This window comes from Veillonella atypica KON (assembly GCF_002959915.1).
GTDB lineage: Bacteria > Bacillota > Negativicutes > Veillonellales > Veillonellaceae > Veillonella > Veillonella atypica.
In genome coordinates this window covers 534,421-555,649 of sequence record NZ_PPDE01000008.1, presented here as the reverse complement: position 1 = coordinate 555,649, position 21,229 = coordinate 534,421, and the positions used below count along the sequence as shown (strand labels likewise).

The following is a 21,229-nucleotide window of genomic DNA, read 5'->3' as shown; positions in this document are numbered from 1 at the left end:
ATGGATAGTCTACGCACATTTATGGATGAAATGCTCGATGATCAAGGGCGTAAGGAAGGTTTTATTAGCGATTTATTAGCGAATTTAAAAACACAACCTATTCCCACATTAGAGCAAGCACAGACAGGCTATACAACAGTGAGCAATTTACATGGTATATTTTATAATTATGATGCGTCAGAGGTGACCATATCTTATAAGGTAGTACCAGATATGTATGCTCCCTATACAATGAGTTTTCGCCAATTTGAGGTTGTTCTCGAAGGGCTTTTGACAAGTCGACGCAATCAAAAGTGGCAAATCAAACAAGATAAATAATAAAATCAGGACACTCCTATAAGGGTGTCCTGATTTATTTTGTTATTATATGCGATATTTATATCTCATAAATAAGAATAAGTTATAGATAATCCTTGTAATTTGATAATAATTCTTGAAAATTCGTGTAAATCTTCGTAATGTGGTATAATAGATAGTCAATAATAGATTAAGATTTTACATATATATATACATTATAAACAAATTAGAAAGAAGGGTATCTATGGAACTGAATAAAATATATTCTGGTTTTCGCCTTGATCGCATAGAACGTATTGATGAAATCAATGGTACAGCCTATGAAATGAAACATGAAAAATCTGGTGCTCGTCTTATTTATATTGACTCACCAGACACTAATAAAGTATTTAATATTGCCTTTAGAACAACTCCTCAAGATAGCACAGGTGTCGCTCATATCATGGAGCACTCTGTGCTTTGTGGTTCTCGTAAATTTCCATTAAAAGAACCATTTGTAGAACTTGTAAAAGGTTCTTTGAATACATTCTTGAATGCTATGACCTATCCGGATAAAACGATGTATCCTGTAGCAAGCAAGAATGACAAGGATTTCCACAATTTAATGGATGTATACCTCGATGCTGTTTTCTATCCACGGGCAGCAAAGGATCCAGAAATTATGATGCAAGAAGGTTGGCATTATGAGCTTGATTCTGTTGATGATGAGTTAACGTATAAGGGCGTTGTATTCAACGAGATGAAAGGGGTTTACTCCTCTCCTGATTCAGTACTAGAACGCGAATTGATGCATTCCTTGTTCCCTGATACAACATATGGCGTGGACTCCGGTGGTAATCCAGATAATATTACGGACTTGACTTACGAAAAATTCAAGAAATTCTACGATGTGTACTATCACCCATCCAACAGCTATATTTTCCTATATGGCACAATGAATATCGAAGAACAATTGCGCTTTATCAACGATGAATATTTGAGCCATTTCGATGCTATTGAAATCGATACTGAGGTGACTGAGCAGGCTCCGTTTAAGAAAGGTAAAGTGATTACATATCCTTATAGTGTAGGTTCTGATGAAAGTACGGATAATCGTACATTACATGCATTCTCCTATGTATTGCTCGATGTAACACCGGAACAAAGCCTTGCTTTTGAGGTGTTAACACATGCTTTATTAACATCTCCTGCAGCACCTTTAAAACAAGCATTGGTGAAAGCCGGCATTGGTTCTGATGTATCTGGTTATTACCTAGATAGCATCCGTCAACCAATTTGGGTTGTTCAAGCTAGCGGTTCTAATATGGATAAACAAGGCCAATTACAAGAGATTGTTGAATCTACATTACAACAATTTTGTAAGGATGGCATCGATAAGGAATTATTAGAGGCTTCTCTTAATAGCATTGAGTTTACCCTTCGTGAAAGCGACTTTGGTGGTCGTCCAATCGGTTTAGCTTATGTTATCCGCATGATGGACAATTGGTTATACGGTAAGGATCCAATTGAGTTGTTGCATTATGAAGAAGCATTAGTTAATATTCGCAAAGGCCTTCAAGGTTCTTACTTTGAGGATTTGATTCGTCATTCTATATTAGATAATCATCATAAGTCTCTCGTATCCTTGTATCCTGAACAAGGATTGCAAGATAAAAAGGATGCAGATGTTAAGGAACAATTAGCAGCTATCAAAGCTTCTATGTCACAAGATGAGCTAGAAGGTATCGTTGAACAAACAAAACGCCTTAAACTTCGTCAAGAGACACCAGATAGTGAAGAAGCGCTAGCTACTATTCCACTTTTAGAATTATCTGATTTGAGTCCAGAAGTGGAAGATGTGGAACGTCGTGAAAGTACGATTGGTCATACAAAACTTCATTTTGTTCCTACTTTCACAAAGGGCATCAACTATGTGGCTTACTATTTTAAGCTAGATTGCCTCACTGAGGACGAATTATTCTATGCAGATATCTTAAGTGATATCATCGGCCGCGTAGATACATCCAAACGTTCTTATGAAGATTTGGCAAAATTAATCAATCTAAATCTTGGTGGTTTGAGTGCTGATATTACAGGCATTAGTAAAGCAGGACAACGAGATGAATTCGTACCGCTCATGGTTGTACGTAGTAAGGTATTGCATGCTAAATTACCTGAATTGTGTAATATCGTAAATGAAGTTATTCACGATGCTCAATACACCGATGTAACGCGTTTAACAGAACTTGTACAAGAAGGCAAAGCTATTTGGGATAATGAGGCGTTCCGTAGAGGAAACACCATCGTTAGTCAACGCGTAATGGCTAAGGTATCAAAGGTTGGTAAATTCCGCGATGACGGTAACTTAGGGTATTATCAAAAAATCAGCGAATTAGCTACTAATCCTGCAGCATTACCATTATTGCCAGAAAAATTAGCTGATGTAGCTCGCAAGATTTTCCGTTCTAACAATGTAGAAATCATGTTCGTAGGTAAAGAACAAGAATTAGTACCATTTACAGAGTTAATGGAACCATTGCTCAGTACTTGGAATGCGGAGGAATTGCCAAATAATGTGTTAACCATAGAACATACAACGAGCAATGAAGGTATTGTCACAGCTGGTAAGGTTCAATATGTGGCACAAGGTGGTAATTTCATCGATCATGGATTTACTCATGTTGGTGCTATGAGCGTATTAGAAACAATCTTGCGTTATGAATACTTATGGATTCGCATTCGTGTCCAAGGTGGGGCCTATGGCGCATTTGCTAACTTCTACGACGATGGTAATATGATTTTCTGTAGCTATCGAGATCCAAATCTTGTGGAAACACTTAATGTATATAAAGTGTTACCTGAATACTTACGTCAATTTACATTAACAGATCGAGAAATGCGTAAATATATTATCGGCACTATGAGTGGTCTTGATTTACCAATGACACCTGCATTGCGTGGCCCTCGTGCCATGGGGCTATACTTTAGTGGTGCCAATATCCAAGATAAGGTAGCATTTAGAAAACAAGTCATTGCCTGTAAGCCAGAAGATATCGTAGCTCTTGCAGATGTGGTAGAACCTGTGTTAAAGGATAATCATATTTGCTCTATGGGTAACGAACAAAAAATCAAAGATGCTGGTGTCTTTGATAGCATTGTATCCCTTGGCTAATGTATAGTTTGTAAACTGAGGCTATCCTCACCATGTGTTAATATAATATTGTATTAATATATAGTATATTATTAGAGTGCATATAAGGAGATACTATTTATGAAAGGACGATTCGCACCTAGCCCAACGGGGTATATCCACCTAGGGAATGTGTGGATCGCCCTTTTGTCGTATATATCGACCCGTAACCAACATGGTACCTATGTGGTACGCATGGAAGATATCGATATGCAGCGCTCTAAGAGTTCTTTTGGCGAAGCCTTGCTAGATGATTTAGAATGGCTTGGCTTTGAATGGGATGAGGGCCCTCGTGTGGGTGGACCGGAACTATCGTATTGGCAAAGTGAACGGTTGCCAATGTATGATGAGGTCTTACAACGATTAGAGAATACAGGTCTAATCTATCCATGTTTTTGTAATCGTACTCGCTTGCAATCCATTGCTTCTGCACCTCATCGAGGTGAAGTCGTTCATCATTATGATGGACATTGTCGTAGTTTAAATAGTGCCACAGTGAAATTGAAAAGATTAGAAAAAAATCCGTCAATGCGTATTAAGGTGACTGATTCTACTATGGATTTCAACGATATATACCAAGGTCTGCAGCATTTTGTATTGCGCCATGGTGTTGATGATTTTGTATTGCGCCGTGGGGATGGCATGTATGCCTATAATTTAGCGGTCGTACTAGATGATATAGCAATGGGGATTACTGAAATCATTCGGGGGCACGATTTACTGGAAACTACGGCTCAACAAATGTATTTGTACCGCACGTTACATGCTGAGCCTCCTTGCTATGGCCATGCACCGCTGCTCATAGATAACGATGGACATAGGCTTTCAAAACGGCAGAAAAGTATAACTGTAAAAGAATTGAGAGATATGGGGTGGACTGCAGAACGCATTTTGGGAGAATTAGCTGTATTGGCAGGATTTATACCTAAATGTGATGCGCCAAGTGTTTCGTTAGAATCATTACTAACATATACAGCGCGAACCGAAGAGTTAGGCTGTAAACATATTGTTTTAAAAAAATCGATATAATATATTGACAATTTTCGATATTGATATATAATAGTATATAAGAGGTGGTAAGAATGACTATTAAAGATGCATTAGCTGAAAAAGTTTGGGCTGTAATAGGTGCCACTCATAAAACCGATAAGTTTGGGTATAAGATTTATAAGTGCTTAAAAGAGCATGGATATGAAGTCTATCCGGTTAATCCAAATGTAACGAGTATCGATGGCGATACTTGTTATCCAAGTCTATCTTCGTTGCCAGTTGTTCCTAGCGTTGTTGATTTTGTTGTACCAGAAGCAGCTGGGCTTGCAGCAATTGATGAATGTAAACAATTGGGCATTAAGATGATTTGGTTACAACCAGGTGCGGATAAACCAGCAGTTTTAGCTAAGGCTAAAGAGGTAGGTTTGGATTACATTCAAGATTGTGTATTAGTTCAATTGCCTTAGGAGGAAATAATGAGCGAATTAAAAGAGTTAAAAACAGCAGAATATCAAGATCTTCTTAATCAAGGTGGCGTAACAGTTATTGATTTCTGGGCACCATGGTGCGGTTACTGTGTACGTATGATGCCAGTTATTGAAGAAATCGCTGGTGAACTAGAAGGTAAAGCAAACTTTGTAAAAGTAAATGCTGATGAAGAACCAAGCTTGGCACGTGATTTACAAGTAGAAGTATTACCTACATTTGTAATTTTGAAAGATGGCGAAGTAGTAGATCGTAAAATTGGTTTCTTACCAAAAGGTGATTTGCAAGGTGCTATCGAATCTAAATTCTAATTAGATTAATAAACGGTAAAATATATAAGGCCTATTAATGTATACATATACATTGATAGGCCTTTTTTATCTGTGTAAATAAAAATACAAGTAAAAATATTAATTAAATATAAAATGAAGAGGAAAATTTCTATATCGGAAAAATTTGATAAACAAGGCTTTTTCAAGATTATTGCCATATAAAACGATGAGTAAAATATGAAGCATAAGTTTAACTTATTAAAAAAACGCTTTAATTTTAAAATATCTTGTGCTAGTATTTAATTAGATATTGTGAATATTTAGTGAAGTATATTCCGGTATTTTTCATTTATTTCATCTGTGCGGGGTGAGAGCCGCATAAGTTGGGAGGGAACTTAATATGAATAAGGTATTCAAAGTAGTATGGAGTGCGACTAAGAATGCATATGTAGTAACATCTGAGTTAGCTAAGTCGCATCAAAAAACAGCAACTACAATTGTAGCTGCAATTTTGTTAAGTGCCAGTTTGGGTGGAGGCATTGCTTCTGCATCCACACCTGCAGATTGGTATAGAACTGATCTTATTGGTAGTCAAAAATGGTTAACACCTGGCCAAGGTAGTCAAGCAGTTGAACAACAACCAATTGATTTACATCAACAAGATCAACAAGATCAACAACAATGGCAACAAAGCCAACAAAATCAACAACAAGGTCAACAATGGCAACAACAAGACCAACAACAATGGGGCCAACAATCTCAAAAACAAGGCTCTGGTAAGGTTATTGTTGATTTAACTAATATTAAAAATCAAGTTAACCAAAATACTTACAATATTAGCGTATTGAAAGGTAATGTTAACTGCCTTAATAGTAAATTCTATTGTTTAGCTGATAAGGTATCTAAAAATACATTAGCGATTAATAATCTTAATGTAAAAGTTGATACACTTAATAACAGTGTGAAAAACATTGAAAACAAAGTTACAAATAATGTAACTAAAAATGTTATCAACAAGGTTACTAACAATGTTATTAATCAAGTAAACAATACTGTAAACGCAAAAATTGATGTTAAAATTGAAGAAAATAATAAGAATATTATTAATCAAGTAAATAACAACATCAAAAAAGAAATTCAAAATAATAACACTACTATCATCAATCAAGTAAATCAAAATATTGATCAAACGATTAATAATAAGATTGAAAATAACAATACAACGATTATTAATCAAGTAAATCAAAATATTGATGCTAAGATTGAAAATAACAATACAACAATCATTAATAAAGTAGACCAAAATATTGATGCTAAGATTGAAAAGAATAATACGTCTATCATCAATACAGTAAACAAAACTATTAATGAAAGTATTCAAAACAACAATACTGTTATTAATAACAACATTAAAAATGAAATCAATGCTAACAATGTAGAAATCAACAAGACTATTAAGAATGAAATTAATGCTAATAACACTGTTATTAACAATAATATCAAAAATAGCATTGAAGCGAATAATGTTGAAATTAACAAAACAATTGTTAATAAGATTGACGAAAATAATGTAAAAATCAATCAAAATATTGCTAATGTTAAAAACGAATTACAAGCGAATATTAACAAGGTAGATGTTAAGGTAGATGCTAATAGTAAAGCTATCAATAACTTGACTGTTAACGTTAACAATAACAGCAAGTCTATTGCTGACTTGTCTAAACAAGTTAACGAAAACACTAAAAATATCACTTTCAACAATACTATTGCGATAGAAAACCGTAAACTTATCGGCGATAACAAAAAAGACATCAATGATAATAAAAAAGCTATCGAAGAGTTGAAAGGTAAAGTTGGTACTACTATCAACAACATCAACACAACAATTGATAATAAGATTAATGAAAACAACACTAAGATTATTAATCAAATCAATAAAGATGTAGACATTAAAATTGATAATAGTAAAACAAATATTATCAATACAGTAAATACTAATATTGATAATAAAATCAACGCTAATAACACAGTTATTAACGCTAACATTGATAATAGCATTAAACAAAATAATGTCGAAATCAATAAGACAATCAAAAATGAAATTAATGCTAACAACACAACTATTATCAATAAAGTGAATGCTGATGTTGATGCTAAGATTAATAATGTTAACACTACAATTAACAATGTAAACACTAAGGTTGATGGCAATACAACTAAAATTGTAGATAATAGCAAACGCATTGCTGCTAATGAAGTAAATATTGCGAATAATACTACAAACATTAATAAAAATGCGACAGCTATTACAAACTTAACTAATACAGTTAATAGTAATAACAACCGTATTAACAACGTACTTGAAGCTATGAGCAACCATGAAGGTCGTTTACAAGCTGTAGAAAATGATGTTAAGAATATCAAGACTGATTTGAGCAATACTACAAATCAAGTCAATATCAATACAAAGGATATTGCTGATTTGAAGGGTAAAGTTGGTCAAAATATTGGCAACGTTCAAGTAGATATTAACAATATTAAAAATGATATTACAAACATCAATAAAAAGATTGATCAAAATGACATTGCTATCAATACAAAAGTAGATAATAAAGTTAATGAAATCAATACTAAGATTGATAATAAGGTTACAGAAATCAATACTAAGATTGACAATAAAGTAATTGCTATTGATCAAAAAATTGATAACAAAGTAACTGAAATCAATGCAAATATTGATAATAATGTAAATATTATTAACAAGAAAATCGATAACAATGTAAATGTTATCAATACAAAAATTGATAATAATAATATTACTATCAACAAAAAAGTTGATAATAAAGTAAACGAAATCAATACTAAGATTGATAACAAGGTTAACGAAATTAATGCTAAGATTGATAAGAATGATGTAACTATCAATACAAAGGTAGATAATAAAGTTAATGAAATCAATACTAAGATTGATAACAAAGTAACTGAAATCAACACAAAGATTGATAATAATGTTATCGACTTGAGTAAGAAAATCGATGCTAATATCGTTGATGTTAACAAGAAAATTGATGCTAATACAACAGCAATCAATAATGTTAATGTCCGTGTAGATGGTGTTAAAGGTGATGTAGCTGGTCTTACTAAACGCGTAGATCGTCATGACGAACGTTTAGACTACTTGCAAGGCAATATTGAAGATAACTCCACACGTATTAGTGCTAATGAAGATGATATCAAGAAATTAAAAGGTCAAATTGGCACTACAATCACTAATGTGGAAAATACAATCAATGCTAAGATTGAAGCTAACAATACGGTGATTAGAAATGATATCAATACTGCAATCACTAACAACAATACTACAATTCTTAATAAAGTTGATAAAAATATCGATGTTAAAATCAATGAAAATAACACAACAATCCTTAATAAGGTTGACAAAAACATCGATGTAAAAATCAACGAAAATAACAAACAAATCAACAATACAATCAATACTAAGATTGGGGAAGTAAATGTTAAGATTGATGGTGTTAAAGGTGATTTAAATGGTCTTAAAGGCGACTTGGATGGTCTCAAAGGTCGTGTAGATCGTCATGATCAACGTTTAGATTACTTAGAAGGCAATATTGTATATCACTCTACCCGCATTAGTGCTGTTGAAGATAATGTAAAGGTTAATACTACTAACATTGCAAGCAATACTAAGAATATCAATATCAATGCTAAAGCTATCGATGAATTGAAAGGTCAAGTAGGTCAATCCTCTACTGTTATCAACGATATTAAAAAACAAATCACTAATATCAATGATAAGGTAGAAAATAACACTACTAACATTACAAATAATACTAAGAACATCGCTGTTAATGCACAAGCTATCGTAGATAATAGCAAACGCATCAATGAAACAAATGTTAAGGTAGAAAATAACACTACTAACATTGCGAACAATTCTAAGAACATCGCTGTTAATGCACAAGCTATCGTAGATAATAGTAAACGTATCAACGAAACAAACGTTAAAGTAGATGCTAATGCAGCGGCTATCGTAGATAATAGTAAACGTATCAATGAAATAAATGTTAAAGTAGATGCTAATACAACAGCTATTAATAATGTGAATGTAAAAGTTGATGGTATTAAAGGCGATTTAGATGGCTTAACTAAACGGGTAGATCAAAATACAAAAGATATTAATGTAGCTGGCACAATTGCTCTTGAAAACCGTAAGTTTATCGGCGACAACAAGGTTGCTATTGAAAATAATACTAAGAATATCAATATCAACGCTAAAGCTATTGATGAATTGAAAGGCAAAGTAGGTCAATCCTCTACAGTTATCAACGATATTAAAACTCAAATCACTAATATCAATGGTAAGGTAGAAAATAATACTACTAACATCACAAACAATACTAAGAACATCGCCGTTAATGCACAAGCTATTGTAGAGAATAGCAAACGCATCAATGAAACAAATATTAAGGTAGAAAATAATACTACTAACATTGCAAACAATACTAAGAACATCGCAGTTAATGCACAAGCTATCGTAGATAATAGCAAACGTATTGATGCAACAAATGTAAAAGTTGATGCAAATGCAACTAATATTGCAAAGAATACAACAGCTATTAACAATGTAAATGTTAAAGTTGATGGTGTTAAAGGTGATGTAGCAGGTCTTACTAAACGTGTAGACCATCATGATCAACGTTTGGATTACTTACAAGATAACATCGCAGATCATTCTACACGTATCAGTGTTGTAGAAGATGGTGTGAAATCCAATACTAAAGCTATTGATGAATTAAAAGGCCATATTGGTACTCAAATCACAAATATCGAAAACACTATTACTAACAAAATTAATGAAAATAATGTAGTTATTAATAAGTCTATCGATAACAAGATTACTGAAAATAACACTACAATTCTTAACAAGGTTGATAAAAATATTGATGTAAAAATCAATGAAAACAACAAACAAATTAACAACACAATTAATACGAAGATTGGTGATGTAAATGTTAAGATTGATGGCGTTAAAGGTGATGTAGCAGGTCTTAAAGCTCGCGTAGATCGTCATGATCAACGTCTTGATTACATTGATGGCAACATTATTCATCATTCTGAACGTATCTCTGCTAATGAAGATGCTATCAAGAAATTGAATGGTAAAATTGGTACAACAATCACAAATGTAGAAAATACAATCAATACTAAGATTGAAGCCAATAATACAGTGATTAGAAACGATATCAAGACCGCAATTTCTAATAACAACACAACTATTATTAACAAAGTTGATAAAAATATCGATGCGAAGATTGTTGAAAACAATACGAAGATTGATAGTAAGATCAATAATGTAAATGTAAAAGTTGATGCGAATGCAAAAGCTATTGAAAACAATAGCAAATCTATTACAGCTATTCAAAATAATGTAGCTAATATTAATAGTAAAGTTGATGTGAATACAGCAGATATTAAAGCAATTCGCACTGATGTAACTAATAATACAACAGCTATTGCTAGTGTAACTAAACAAGTAGCAGGTAACACAGCAAACATTGCAGATGTTTCTGCTAAGGTAAATGCTAACTCCACTCGTATCGATGCAAATGCAGCAGCTATTGGTAACTTGAATGGTAAAGTTGATTCTAATGCGAAAGCTATTGAATCCTTGAAAGGTCAAGTAGGTAAAGGCAACACTACAATCGTTAATGTTGAAAAGAAAGTTGAAAATATTACAAACAACATTAAAGCTCAAAATAGTGTAATCAATGCTAATACTGTAAATATTCAAAATAACACTTCTAACATTAACAATATTAAAGCTAATGTAGTAAACGTTGAAAAGAATGTTAACAATATCAAAGCTGATGTAACTATCGTGAAGAATGATATTACTAACATCAATGCGAAGATTGATGCGAAGATTAATATTGTGAACAACAATGTTGAAAACATCAAGAATGATGTGAAGACTATCAATAATCAAGTTACAAATATTAAGACTGATGTAACAAGCATCAAATCTGATGTAACAAATATTAAATCTGATGTAACAACTGTGAATGCAAAAGTTGAAAACAATATTAAGATTATCAACGGTATTCAAACAGATGTATCTGGCTTGAAAGATCAAGTTGGCAAAAATACACAAGCAATTAAAGACTTGCAAAATGTAAGTGCTGATGTATCTAAGGTGAAAGAACAAGTTAATGCGAATACAATCAAAGCTAACGCTAACGAAGAACGCATTAAAAATGTTCAAAGCCAAGTAGAAGTTAATACTGATAGAATTAAACACAATACTGAAAATATCAATATTAACAAAGCTGCTATCAAACAAAATGCTGAAGCAATTCAAAATACTAATGTAACAGTTCAAAAAGTAATCAACAAGGTTGATGAACATACTGCAGCAATTAATAGTGTATCTGCTCAAGTTAACAAAAATACTAACAATATTGCCTCTATCAATTCATCCGTTATTGAAAATACAAACAATATTACAAAAGTAAATAATCAAGTAACAGCAAATACTACTAACATTGCTAAAGTATCCAATCAAGTTACTACGAATATCAATAATATCAATGTAAATGCTAAGAATATTAGCGTGAATACAGAAAATATTAAAAACATTGATAGCCGTGTAACCACTAATGCAAATGCTATTGTTGGTATTACTGAATCTGTGAAAGCAAATGCTACTAATATTAACACTGTTAATAACCGTGTAACAGAAGTATCTAAACAAGTTAATACAAATACACAAAGCATTGCTACTGTAACAAATCAAGTTAATGACAATACTAAATTAACTAAGGCAGTAGGTGCGATTGCATTGGAAAACAATGAACGTATCAATGTAATGGGCTTACAAGTTAACAAGAATACTGCAGATATTAGTACATTAGCTGAAGCTGCAAATTACAGCTTGCGTGCAAGTGCATTAACAATGCAAGATCATGAAACTATTGAACAACATACAGCACAAATTCAAGATAACTCTCGTCGCATTAGCAGTGTAGAACGTGAAGTTAAAACAGTAGGTGCATCTGCAGCCGCATTGGCAGCATTGAAACCTATTGAATACCATGAAGGCCAAAAAGCTCAAATCATGGCAGCTGTTGGTACATACAAAGGTAAAACAGCAACTGCATTAGGTGTTGCTCATTATGCAAATCCTGATTTGTTATTCCACGCTGGTGCTGCTTATGATGGTGATAATGGTGTAATGGCAAATGCTGGTGTAACTATCGGTATTGGCTCCGCTCCTACAGCACCTTCCAAACCAGCATCTCCTGCAACTGTAAAAGTTCTAGAAGATAAGGTTGCTAGCTTAGAAGCACAAAATAAAGAAATTAAAGAAGTGCTTGAAAAAGTATTAGCTGCTAATCCTCAAGTAGCTAAAAAGACAACTAAATAAGATACCTCCCAAAAGGTAGGCACTGAATACCTGTCTATCTAAGGTATGTATAACCGCGTAGTACACTCGTGCTACGCGGTTTTCTTTTGATTTGAAGATGAAGGAAAATTCATAATTTCACCAATTTTTATGTTTTATTTATTGTAACGAGTGGGGGATTGTGGTAAAATTTACCATATAGTGGTGTATGAGGATTGTAAGGCGGTGATGTTAGATGTTCATGGGTGAATATAATCACACTATAGATGCAAAAGGACGGTTGATTATACCTGCCAAAATACGTGAACAACTAGGTGATCACTGTGTACTTTCAAAAGGCCTCGATAACTGCATCGCTATATATACTGCCGAAAGTTGGGAGCAACTTTCAAAAACATTACAATCATTACCATCTAATAAAGCAAATGCACGTGCTATCAAACGGTTTTACTTTGGTAGTGCCGCAGAACTTGAATTTGATAAACAAGGTCGAATCTTGGTGCCAAGCGCCCTTCGTGAGCATGCTGAGCTACAAAAGGATGCGGTTATTATTGGTACTGGTGATAAGGTTGAAATTTGGAGCCGCGAACGCTTTGATGCATATGATGCGGAAGTGGCTGACAGCGTAGAGTCCTTGGCTGAAGGATTAGAAGGCATTGTGTTGTAGGAGGCTATCGTGGAATTTAATCATGTCAGTGTGCTGTTGAATGAAACGGTGGATTCTGTTGTTACCAATCCTGATGGTATCTATGTTGACTGTACCTTAGGTGGCGCTGGTCACGCTCATGCTGTAGGTGAACGATTGAGTTCACAAGGCATGATTATCGGTTTAGATCAAGATGAAGATGCCTTAGCGGTAGCGAGACAACGCTTGTCTGATTTAACTTGTCAGGTTATGACGATACCTACGAATTTTTCAGATTTAAAACAAGCTTTAGAAGAGCAAGGTATTTATGAAGTTGATGGATTTATATTCGATTTAGGAGTTTCTAGTTATCAGCTGGATACACCGGAACGCGTTTTTTCGTATATGAATGATGGACCTCTTGATATGCGTATGGATAAAGAGGCACCTATTACTGCGGAAATCGTCGTGAATGAATATGAATCTGATAAATTATTACAGATTATCCGTGATTACGGTGAAGAACGCTGGGCTAAACGTATTGTTGAATTTATCGTGGCAGCCCGTAATGAAAAGAGAATTACTACTACTGGCGAACTGGTGTCAATTATAAAAAAAGCTATACCAGCAAAAGCAAGACAGGATGGTCCACATCCTGCAAAACGTACATTTCAAGCGATACGCATTGAAGTGAATCGAGAACTTGCTATTTTGCATGATAGTTTTGTAGATGCTGTGAGTATGTTGAAGCCAAAGGGGAGAATTGGTGTTATTACATTCCATTCCTTAGAGGATCGCATCACAAAACAAACATTTAAAGAGCTAAGTACAGCTTGTATTTGTCCGCCAGAATTACCAGTATGTGTATGTCATCATAAGGCTGTTCTTAAGGCTAAAAATAAGGCCATTGAGCCTAGTGCAGGGGAAGTAGAAATGAATCCTCGTTCTAGAAGTGCAAAACTTAGAGTAGGGATTAAATTGTAGTATTGGAAGGGGTTATTTTAATGTTAGCGAGAAAGGCTGTTGTGGGCCACGTTAAACGTGATGTGTTGCTAGGTGTACAAGCGAGAAAAGCGAAAGCTAGTGTTGTTTTTGATATTAGTCCATTGATGAGACAAATCATTCAAGGTATAGCAATCCTTGTTGGTTTTTTGATGATTATGATGGCTATGAACGCATATACTACAAAATTAGGTTATGAAGTAGTTAAAACACAACAAACTGTAGTACAATTAGCAAAGGATAATGATACCCTTGATGTAGAGGTGGCATCCTTAAAATCTCCAGTACGCATTCAAAAAATTGCGGAAGAACAATTAGGGATGGTTTTGCCTGATTCCTTTGTGTATAGCACTAAAAGTACGACTTCAGAACGCAATGTACAAACGAAACAGCAAATTATAGATTAGCAGGCAAAAGCAGCTCTTATGGGCTGCTTTAATTTGCGTATATAGAGGAGAATGTAGTATGAAAACCTTAAAAGATATTATAAGTACGTTAGATGCACAACAAGTACAAGGTGATCAAAATGTATCTATTCAAGATATAACAGCTGATTCCAGAGCAGTAAAACCAAATAGCTTGTTCATCGCTCTTGATGGGGCTACAGTTGATGGTCACAATTACATCGATAAAGCGGTTGCTGCTGGTGCTGTTGCCGTTATCGTATCAAAACCGGTTACTGTACCTGATGATGTGTGTGTTATCACCGTTTCTGATACACGTCAAGCTATGATGGCGTGTGTTCCATACTTCTTTGATTACCCAGCTAATCGCATGCGTATGGTCGGTGTTACAGGCACAAATGGTAAGACGACTACGACCCATATGATTCGTCATATCCTTAAGGCTCAAGGTCACAAGGTGGGGGTTATTGGTACTGTCCATATTATGATTGGTGATACGAGTTATCCAATTCATAATACGACACCAGATGTTGTTGATTTACAGCATATTTTGCATCAAATGGTTCAAGAAAATGTGGAATACTGTGTAATGGAAGTATCTTCTCATGCATTGGCGCTCGGCCGTGTTAGCGGTGTTGAATTTGATACGGCCGTATTTACGAATTTGACGCAAGATCATTTGGATTTCCACAAAACATTTGAAAATTACTTGGCTGCTAAATGTAAATTGTTTGAACAAGTTAGTGCAGCTAATCAAGAAAAAGATAATAAAGGTGCTGTTATTAATATCGATGATTCCTATGGTCATCGCGTTATGGAAAAAACTACGGCCCCAACGATTACGTATAGTACATTAGGCAAGGGCACATTGAATGCATCAGATGTTCATATGTCTACTAAGAATAGCCAGTATACTGTGAATTATAAGGGTGAAAGCTACCCTGTATCGATGAATACAACAGGACTATTTAATGTGTATAATACATTGGCTGCTATTGGAGCTTGTTTACAAGAAGGCATCTCCATGGAAGCGATTGATACGGCGTTAAAAACCTTTAGTTCCGTTCCTGGACGTTTTGAATTAATCGAAGAAGGGCAAGATTTTGCCGTTGTTGTCGATTATGCTCATACACCGGATGGGTTGCAAAATATTTTAGAAACTGCAAAGGTAATTAAAGAAAATCGTATCATCATCGTATTTGGCTGCGGTGGCGACCGCGATGCTACAAAACGTCCAATTATGGGCCGTATTGCAGCAGAGTACGGTGATAAGATTTATGTAACATCCGATAATCCGCGTACCGAAGATCCTGTACAAATTGTTAAGGATGTTGAAGTGGGTGTAAAAGAAGCACTTCGCGATGGTACTTCTTATGAGGTAATTGTCGATCGTAGAGAAGCAATTAATCATGCAATTCATGATGCAAAAGCAGGTGATATCGTTATTATCGCTGGTAAGGGTCATGAAAATTATCAAATATTAAAAAATGAAACAATTCATTTTGATGACCGAGAAGAGGCTCGAAAAGCTCTTAAGGAGATCTAATATGGCAGAATTTACATTACAAGAAATAATTGATGCTACTAGTGGCACATGTAAGGGCGATGTAAGTTTACAATTTAAAGATATATCTACAGATACGCGTACGATTGAGGCGGGATATGTATTTGTAGCCTTGCGAGGCGATACATTTGATGGTCATGATTTTATTAATACGGCCATTGAAAAAGGGGCAACAGCAGCAATCGTTGAAAAGGGACGCAGTGTAGACGGTATTATTTGTGTTGAAGTGGAAAACACGCTAAAGGCATACCAAGACTTGGCGAACTTTCACAGACGACGCTTTCAAATTCCTGTAGTAGCCATTACTGGCTCATCAGGTAAGACGACGACAAAAGAAATGGTAGCCGCGGTTCTTAGTACTGAGTTTAATGTATTAAAAACAGAAAAGAATTTTAATAATGAAATTGGTTTACCAAAAACATTGTTGCAACTTTCACCAGAACACGAAGCCTGTGTTGTAGAAATGGGGATGCGTGGATTAGGTCAAATTGAAGAATTAGCCCTTATTGCAGAACCGACAATTGGCATCATTACAAATGTAGGAACTAGTCATATTGAATTGTTGGGCTCTCAAGAAGCCATTGCTGAGGCAAAGGGTGAATTGATTAGATGTTTAGGCCCCGATAGTGTGGCCATTCTAAATGAAGATGATTATTTCGTAAAGGCCATGAGTTCCATTGCAAAAGGAAAAACTGTTACTTACGGTATTCATAGCAATGCTACGGTAATTGGCAGTCATTTACACTATAAAAAGGATGGCATTAAGTTTACCTGCAAATGTTATGACGAAGTATTTGACGTATTTTTGCCTATGATTGGTGAGCATAATGTGTATGATGCGTTAGCTGCTATTGCTGCAGGTCGTGTGTTAGGCGTTAAATCTAGTAAGATTAAAAAAGGTCTTAGTGATTTTACAGGCACACCTATGCGTCAAGAAATTGTGGCATTTGAAGACATTGTTATTCTCAATGATGCGTATAATGCCAATCCTTCTTCTATGAGTGAGTCCATCAAAGCATTGGGTCAATTAGAAGGTAAACGTAAAATTGCTATGCTCGGCGATATGCTTGAACTAGGTGATTTTACGGAGGAAGGCCATCGACAAGTTGGCAGATTATTGGCCGAAGAAGGATATAGCGTTGTATTTACCTTTGGTGAGGCGGCAAATTTCATTGCTAAAGAAGCGAAATTAGCAGGTTTAGAGGTACATCGTTGTAATAGTCATCTCGAAATGGCAAATGCCTACAATGATATTCGTGAAAAAGGCGATGTTATTTTGGTAAAAGGTTCCAGAGGTCTTCGAATGGAACGTGTTGTAGAGGAATTAAAAGAACGTGAATAGAGGTTATAACGGCTAGATTCTTCTAGCCGTATTGGCCGTTATTAGAGAATAGGGGAGTAATATGATTTACCACATTCTATTAGCATTTGTAGTGACATTTATAATTACATTAGTATTGGGCAAAATTGGTATTCCTATGCTTAAATCATTGCATGCTCAACAAAGTATACGTGAGGAAGGTCCTGAAAGCCATCAAGCTAAGGCTGGCACACCGACTATGGGTGGTGCATTTATGATGGTAGCTCTTACAATCGGTGTGGCTATTTTTGCACCATGGAATGTGGCTACAGGTATGTTGTTATTCCTTACACTTGGTCATTGTTTACTCGGATTCTTTGATGACTTTGTAAAAGCTGTTAAAAAACGTAATCTTGGCTTAACTGCAAAACAAAAATTATTAGGTCAATTTATTTTAGCGGCTATATTCTGTTACTTTATTACTGAAATTATGGTCATTCCTACAACATTATGGATTCCTGTTGTAGATGCACATATCCAATTAGGCTTTGCCTATTATATTTTAGCTTTCTTGATCATTGTAGGCGCTACTAATGCGGTTAATCTTACAGATGGTCTCGATGGTTTAGCATCCGGTACATCCGCTGTAGCAGCGATTGCGTTTTCTGTAATCGGTTTGATGATATACTCCACTGAAAGTTCTGTGGCTGCTGAAAGCGTAGCCTTTTTTGGGTCCATTGTAACAGCCGTATGTTTAGGCTTTTTGGTATTTAATATTAATCCAGCTAAGGTATTTATGGGCGATACAGGCTCATTGGCTCTTGGCGGCGCCTTTGCAGGCATGGCTATTTTAACTAAAACAGAATTATTACTCGTAGTGATTGGCGGTATTTTCGTAATGGAAGCCTTATCTGTTATCATTCAAGTCATTTCCTTTAAAACACGAGGCGTGCGCGTATTTAAGATGAGTCCAATTCATCATCATTTTGAGTTATCCGGTTGGTCTGAACAAACTGTAGTTAATCGCTTCTGGTTCGGTGGTGCTGTTCTAGCCATTTTAGGGGTTATACTTGCAACTGTAACAATTTGATATCAGAAACGTATCTTTGCAAATTGATAGTTAAGTACGTGAAAATACTTAACTTGAACGGCGTTTAATGGTATTCTTATAAGATGAGATAAAAATTTTTCGTGCTTAGTGATTTAGGTGATACAAATGGATTATGGAGAGAAAAATATTCTTGTTCTTGGTGCTGGTTCCAGTGGAATTGGTGCCGCATGGGTATTGGCACAGTTACATGCAAATGTAGTTTTAAATGATTATAAACCAGTAGAGTTTGAACCATCTACGCGCAAACGACTGGAAGACGCTGGTGTAACTATCATTACGGGGCGACAAGATAATAACTTGCTTGATGGTGTAGATCGTATCATCATTTCTCCGGGCATTGCTTTATCCATTCCAATCGTACAAGAGGCGTTGCATCGTAAGATTGATGTAGTAAGTGAAGTAGAGCTTGCTTATGATGTTTGCAAATCTCCTATTTTAGGTGTTACTGGCACAAATGGTAAAACCACTACAACAACTCTGTTAACGCAAGTTATGGAATCTACTGGACTTCCTGTTAAAGTGGGCGGAAATATTGGTGACTCCCTAAGTGAAGCCGCGTATCATATGCCAGAAGGTGGCTATCTAGTAGCTGAACTCTCTAGTTATCAATTAGAAACGATTAAATCCTTTTGCCCATTAGGCGCTATTGTATTAAATGTAACGCCTGATCATTTAGCACGTCATAAGACGATGGAAAACTATGCAGCTGCGAAGGCTCGTATTTTTATGAATCAAAATCCTGAGAATTTTGTTGTCCTCAATGATGATGATCCTATTGTTCGGGCTATGAAAAAAGGTGCACATAGTAAGGTTCTCAGCATTAGCCAACATCATAAGGTTGATAGCGGTGCGTATTTTGAAGGGAATACATGCTATGCCGTTTTAGATGGTAAAGCTACTCCGGTTATTGATACAGAACATATCCACATTAAGGGATCTCACAATATTGAAAATATATTGGCTGTAATTGCCTTAACATATGCTTTAGGTGTAAAGGTAGAGCATATTAAACATACCATTGAACAGTTTCATGGTGTAGAACACAGATTGGAACGGGTTACAACATTCCATGATGTTACATTTTATAATGATTCTAAGGCTACTAATACAGACTCTGTAGTAAAAGCTTTAGATGCCTTTGATAAACCAGTCATTTTATTGGCTGGTGGTCATGATAAGATGACGCCTTTAGAAGACTTTATGAATATTGTGAAAGCATATACTAAAGAGGTCATTTTTATGGGGGAAGCAGCAGATCGATTTGAATCCGTTGCTGTAAAAATGGGTGTTCAACATATTCATCGTGCACAGTCTATGAAAGAGGCTGTTGCATTGGGTTATCAATTAGCAAAAGCTGGAGATATTGTATTGCTTTCACCAGCATGTTCCAGCTTTGATTGGTATAGTTGCTTTGAAGAGCGAGGCGAAGATTTTAAAAACTGTGTTAGAGAATTAGAGGAAAGGGGCTAAGGGCGTGAAACGAATCATCATTTCTGGCGGTGGTACGGGTGGTCATATTTACCCGGCTATTACGATATATAAGGAAATCATGAAACAGCAACCTGATGCTAAGGTCCTCTATGTGGGAACAGAACATGGTTTAGAAGCTGATTTGGTACCGAAGGAGAACATTGATTTTGTTACATTACCTGTACAAGGTCTGCAACGGAAACTTTCATTAGGTACGTTGGTAACAATGGGGAAAACGGCATTTTCTCTTATAAAGGCCAATTTAATTATTTCAGACTTTAAACCAGATGTTGTTATTGGCACAGGTGGTTATGTATGTGGTCCTATTTTAATGGCTGCAGCATTACGCAACATTCCTACATTAATTCAAGAGCAAAATGTTATTGCTGGTATTACGAATAAAATCTTGAGCCGTTTTGTTGATATAGTCGCCGTTGGTTATAATGAAGCAGCCAAATCGTTTGGTAAGGCGAAACGTGTCGTATATACGGGCAATCCAGTGCGCCCTGATGTACTTGTAGATTCTCGTGCAGAAGGCCGCCAATTTTTTGGACTGTCTGATGATATTTTTACAGTCCTCATCGCTGGTGGTTCTCGTGGGGCACGTACGATTAATACGGCTATGATAGATGTACATAAATATTTTCAAGGTAAATCGGGCATTAAGTTGGTGCACATTACAGGGAATGGGGAATATAACACTGTATTAGAGCAACTAGGTATTGACGATGGTACTGGTTTGGGAGAATCATCGTTGATTTTGCCATATTTACATGATATGCCAAAGGCGCTAGCCGCTACGGATTTGGCTGTATTTAGATCTGGTGCTATCGGACTGGCTGAATTGGCAGTACGTGGTATTCCATCTATATTGGTGCCATATCCTTATGCTGCAGAAGATCATCAAACGTATAATGCGCGCATTTTTGTACAAGAAGGGGCTGCGCATATGATTGTAGATAAGGTTTTGACGAGCCATGATTTAATTGGTGAAATCGAAATGTTTATGGCAAATCGTGAATTGTTGGCTCAAATGGGGGCCAGTGCGTTGCGTTTAGGGAAACCGAATGCAGCTCATGATATTGCTGAATTAGCGTTATCTATTGCGAAATAGTT

General features: G+C 35.5%; 14 protein-coding genes. All 14 read left to right on the top strand.

What is annotated here, in order from left to right; translation table 11 throughout:
* Positions 1-318, top strand: a complete 318-nt coding sequence (locus tag VAHSUH02_RS06575) for a hypothetical protein (protein ID WP_038124353.1) — start codon at positions 1-3, stop codon at positions 316-318.
* A gap of 223 nt (positions 319-541) precedes the next feature.
* A complete protein-coding gene (locus VAHSUH02_RS06570) occupies positions 542-3,448 on the top strand; it encodes an insulinase family protein (protein WP_005382747.1) in 2,907 nt (968 codons plus the stop codon).
* A 99-nt stretch (positions 3,449-3,547) separates the two neighbouring features.
* The gene (gene gluQRS, locus VAHSUH02_RS06565) at positions 3,548-4,495 is read left to right on the top strand and encodes a tRNA glutamyl-Q(34) synthetase GluQRS (RefSeq protein ID WP_005382749.1); all 948 of its coding nucleotides are present in this window, start codon (positions 3,548-3,550) and stop codon (positions 4,493-4,495) included.
* Positions 4,496-4,548: 53 nt separating this feature from the next.
* Complete coding sequence (locus VAHSUH02_RS06560) at positions 4,549-4,923, top strand: CoA-binding protein (protein ID WP_005376120.1); 375 nt, start codon at positions 4,549-4,551, stop codon at positions 4,921-4,923.
* 9 nt (positions 4,924-4,932) lie between these two features.
* Positions 4,933-5,253: a thioredoxin family protein gene (locus VAHSUH02_RS06555; RefSeq protein ID WP_005376372.1), complete on the top strand. Its 321-nt coding sequence runs from the start codon at positions 4,933-4,935 to the stop codon at positions 5,251-5,253.
* A 361-nt stretch (positions 5,254-5,614) separates the two neighbouring features.
* A complete protein-coding gene (locus VAHSUH02_RS06550; RefSeq protein ID WP_105112049.1) occupies positions 5,615-12,658 on the top strand; it encodes an ESPR-type extended signal peptide-containing protein in 7,044 nt (2,347 codons plus the stop codon).
* A gap of 214 nt (positions 12,659-12,872) precedes the next feature.
* Entirely contained in the window at positions 12,873-13,304 is a 432-nt protein-coding gene (mraZ, locus tag VAHSUH02_RS06545) for a division/cell wall cluster transcriptional repressor MraZ (protein ID WP_005376259.1), read from the top strand.
* 9 nt (positions 13,305-13,313) lie between these two features.
* The gene (gene rsmH, locus VAHSUH02_RS06540; RefSeq protein WP_005383639.1) at positions 13,314-14,246 is read left to right on the top strand and encodes a 16S rRNA (cytosine(1402)-N(4))-methyltransferase RsmH; all 933 of its coding nucleotides are present in this window, start codon (positions 13,314-13,316) and stop codon (positions 14,244-14,246) included.
* 20 nt (positions 14,247-14,266) lie between these two features.
* Positions 14,267-14,671 carry a cell division protein FtsL gene (ftsL, locus tag VAHSUH02_RS06535; RefSeq protein ID WP_005383637.1) on the top strand — a complete coding sequence of 135 codons (405 nt, stop codon included), beginning with the start codon at positions 14,267-14,269 and terminating at the stop codon, positions 14,669-14,671.
* Between the two features lie 58 nt (positions 14,672-14,729).
* Positions 14,730-16,214, top strand: a complete 1,485-nt coding sequence (locus VAHSUH02_RS06530) for a UDP-N-acetylmuramoyl-L-alanyl-D-glutamate--2,6-diaminopimelate ligase (RefSeq protein ID WP_005383636.1) — start codon at positions 14,730-14,732, stop codon at positions 16,212-16,214.
* 1 nt (position 16,215) lies between these two features.
* Complete coding sequence (locus VAHSUH02_RS06525) at positions 16,216-17,574, top strand: UDP-N-acetylmuramoyl-tripeptide--D-alanyl-D-alanine ligase (protein WP_038148835.1); 1,359 nt, start codon at positions 16,216-16,218, stop codon at positions 17,572-17,574.
* Between the two features lie 61 nt (positions 17,575-17,635).
* Positions 17,636-18,622 (top strand): phospho-N-acetylmuramoyl-pentapeptide-transferase, encoded by a 987-nt coding sequence (mraY, locus tag VAHSUH02_RS06520; RefSeq protein ID WP_005376223.1) that lies wholly within the window; start codon positions 17,636-17,638, stop codon positions 18,620-18,622.
* A gap of 126 nt (positions 18,623-18,748) precedes the next feature.
* Entirely contained in the window at positions 18,749-20,113 is a 1,365-nt protein-coding gene (gene murD / locus VAHSUH02_RS06515; RefSeq protein WP_005383633.1) for a UDP-N-acetylmuramoyl-L-alanine--D-glutamate ligase, read from the top strand.
* 4 nt (positions 20,114-20,117) lie between these two features.
* Positions 20,118-21,227 (top strand): undecaprenyldiphospho-muramoylpentapeptide beta-N-acetylglucosaminyltransferase, encoded by a 1,110-nt coding sequence (gene murG, locus VAHSUH02_RS06510; RefSeq protein ID WP_005383631.1) that lies wholly within the window; start codon positions 20,118-20,120, stop codon positions 21,225-21,227.
* The last annotated feature ends 2 nt before the right edge of the window (positions 21,228-21,229 follow it).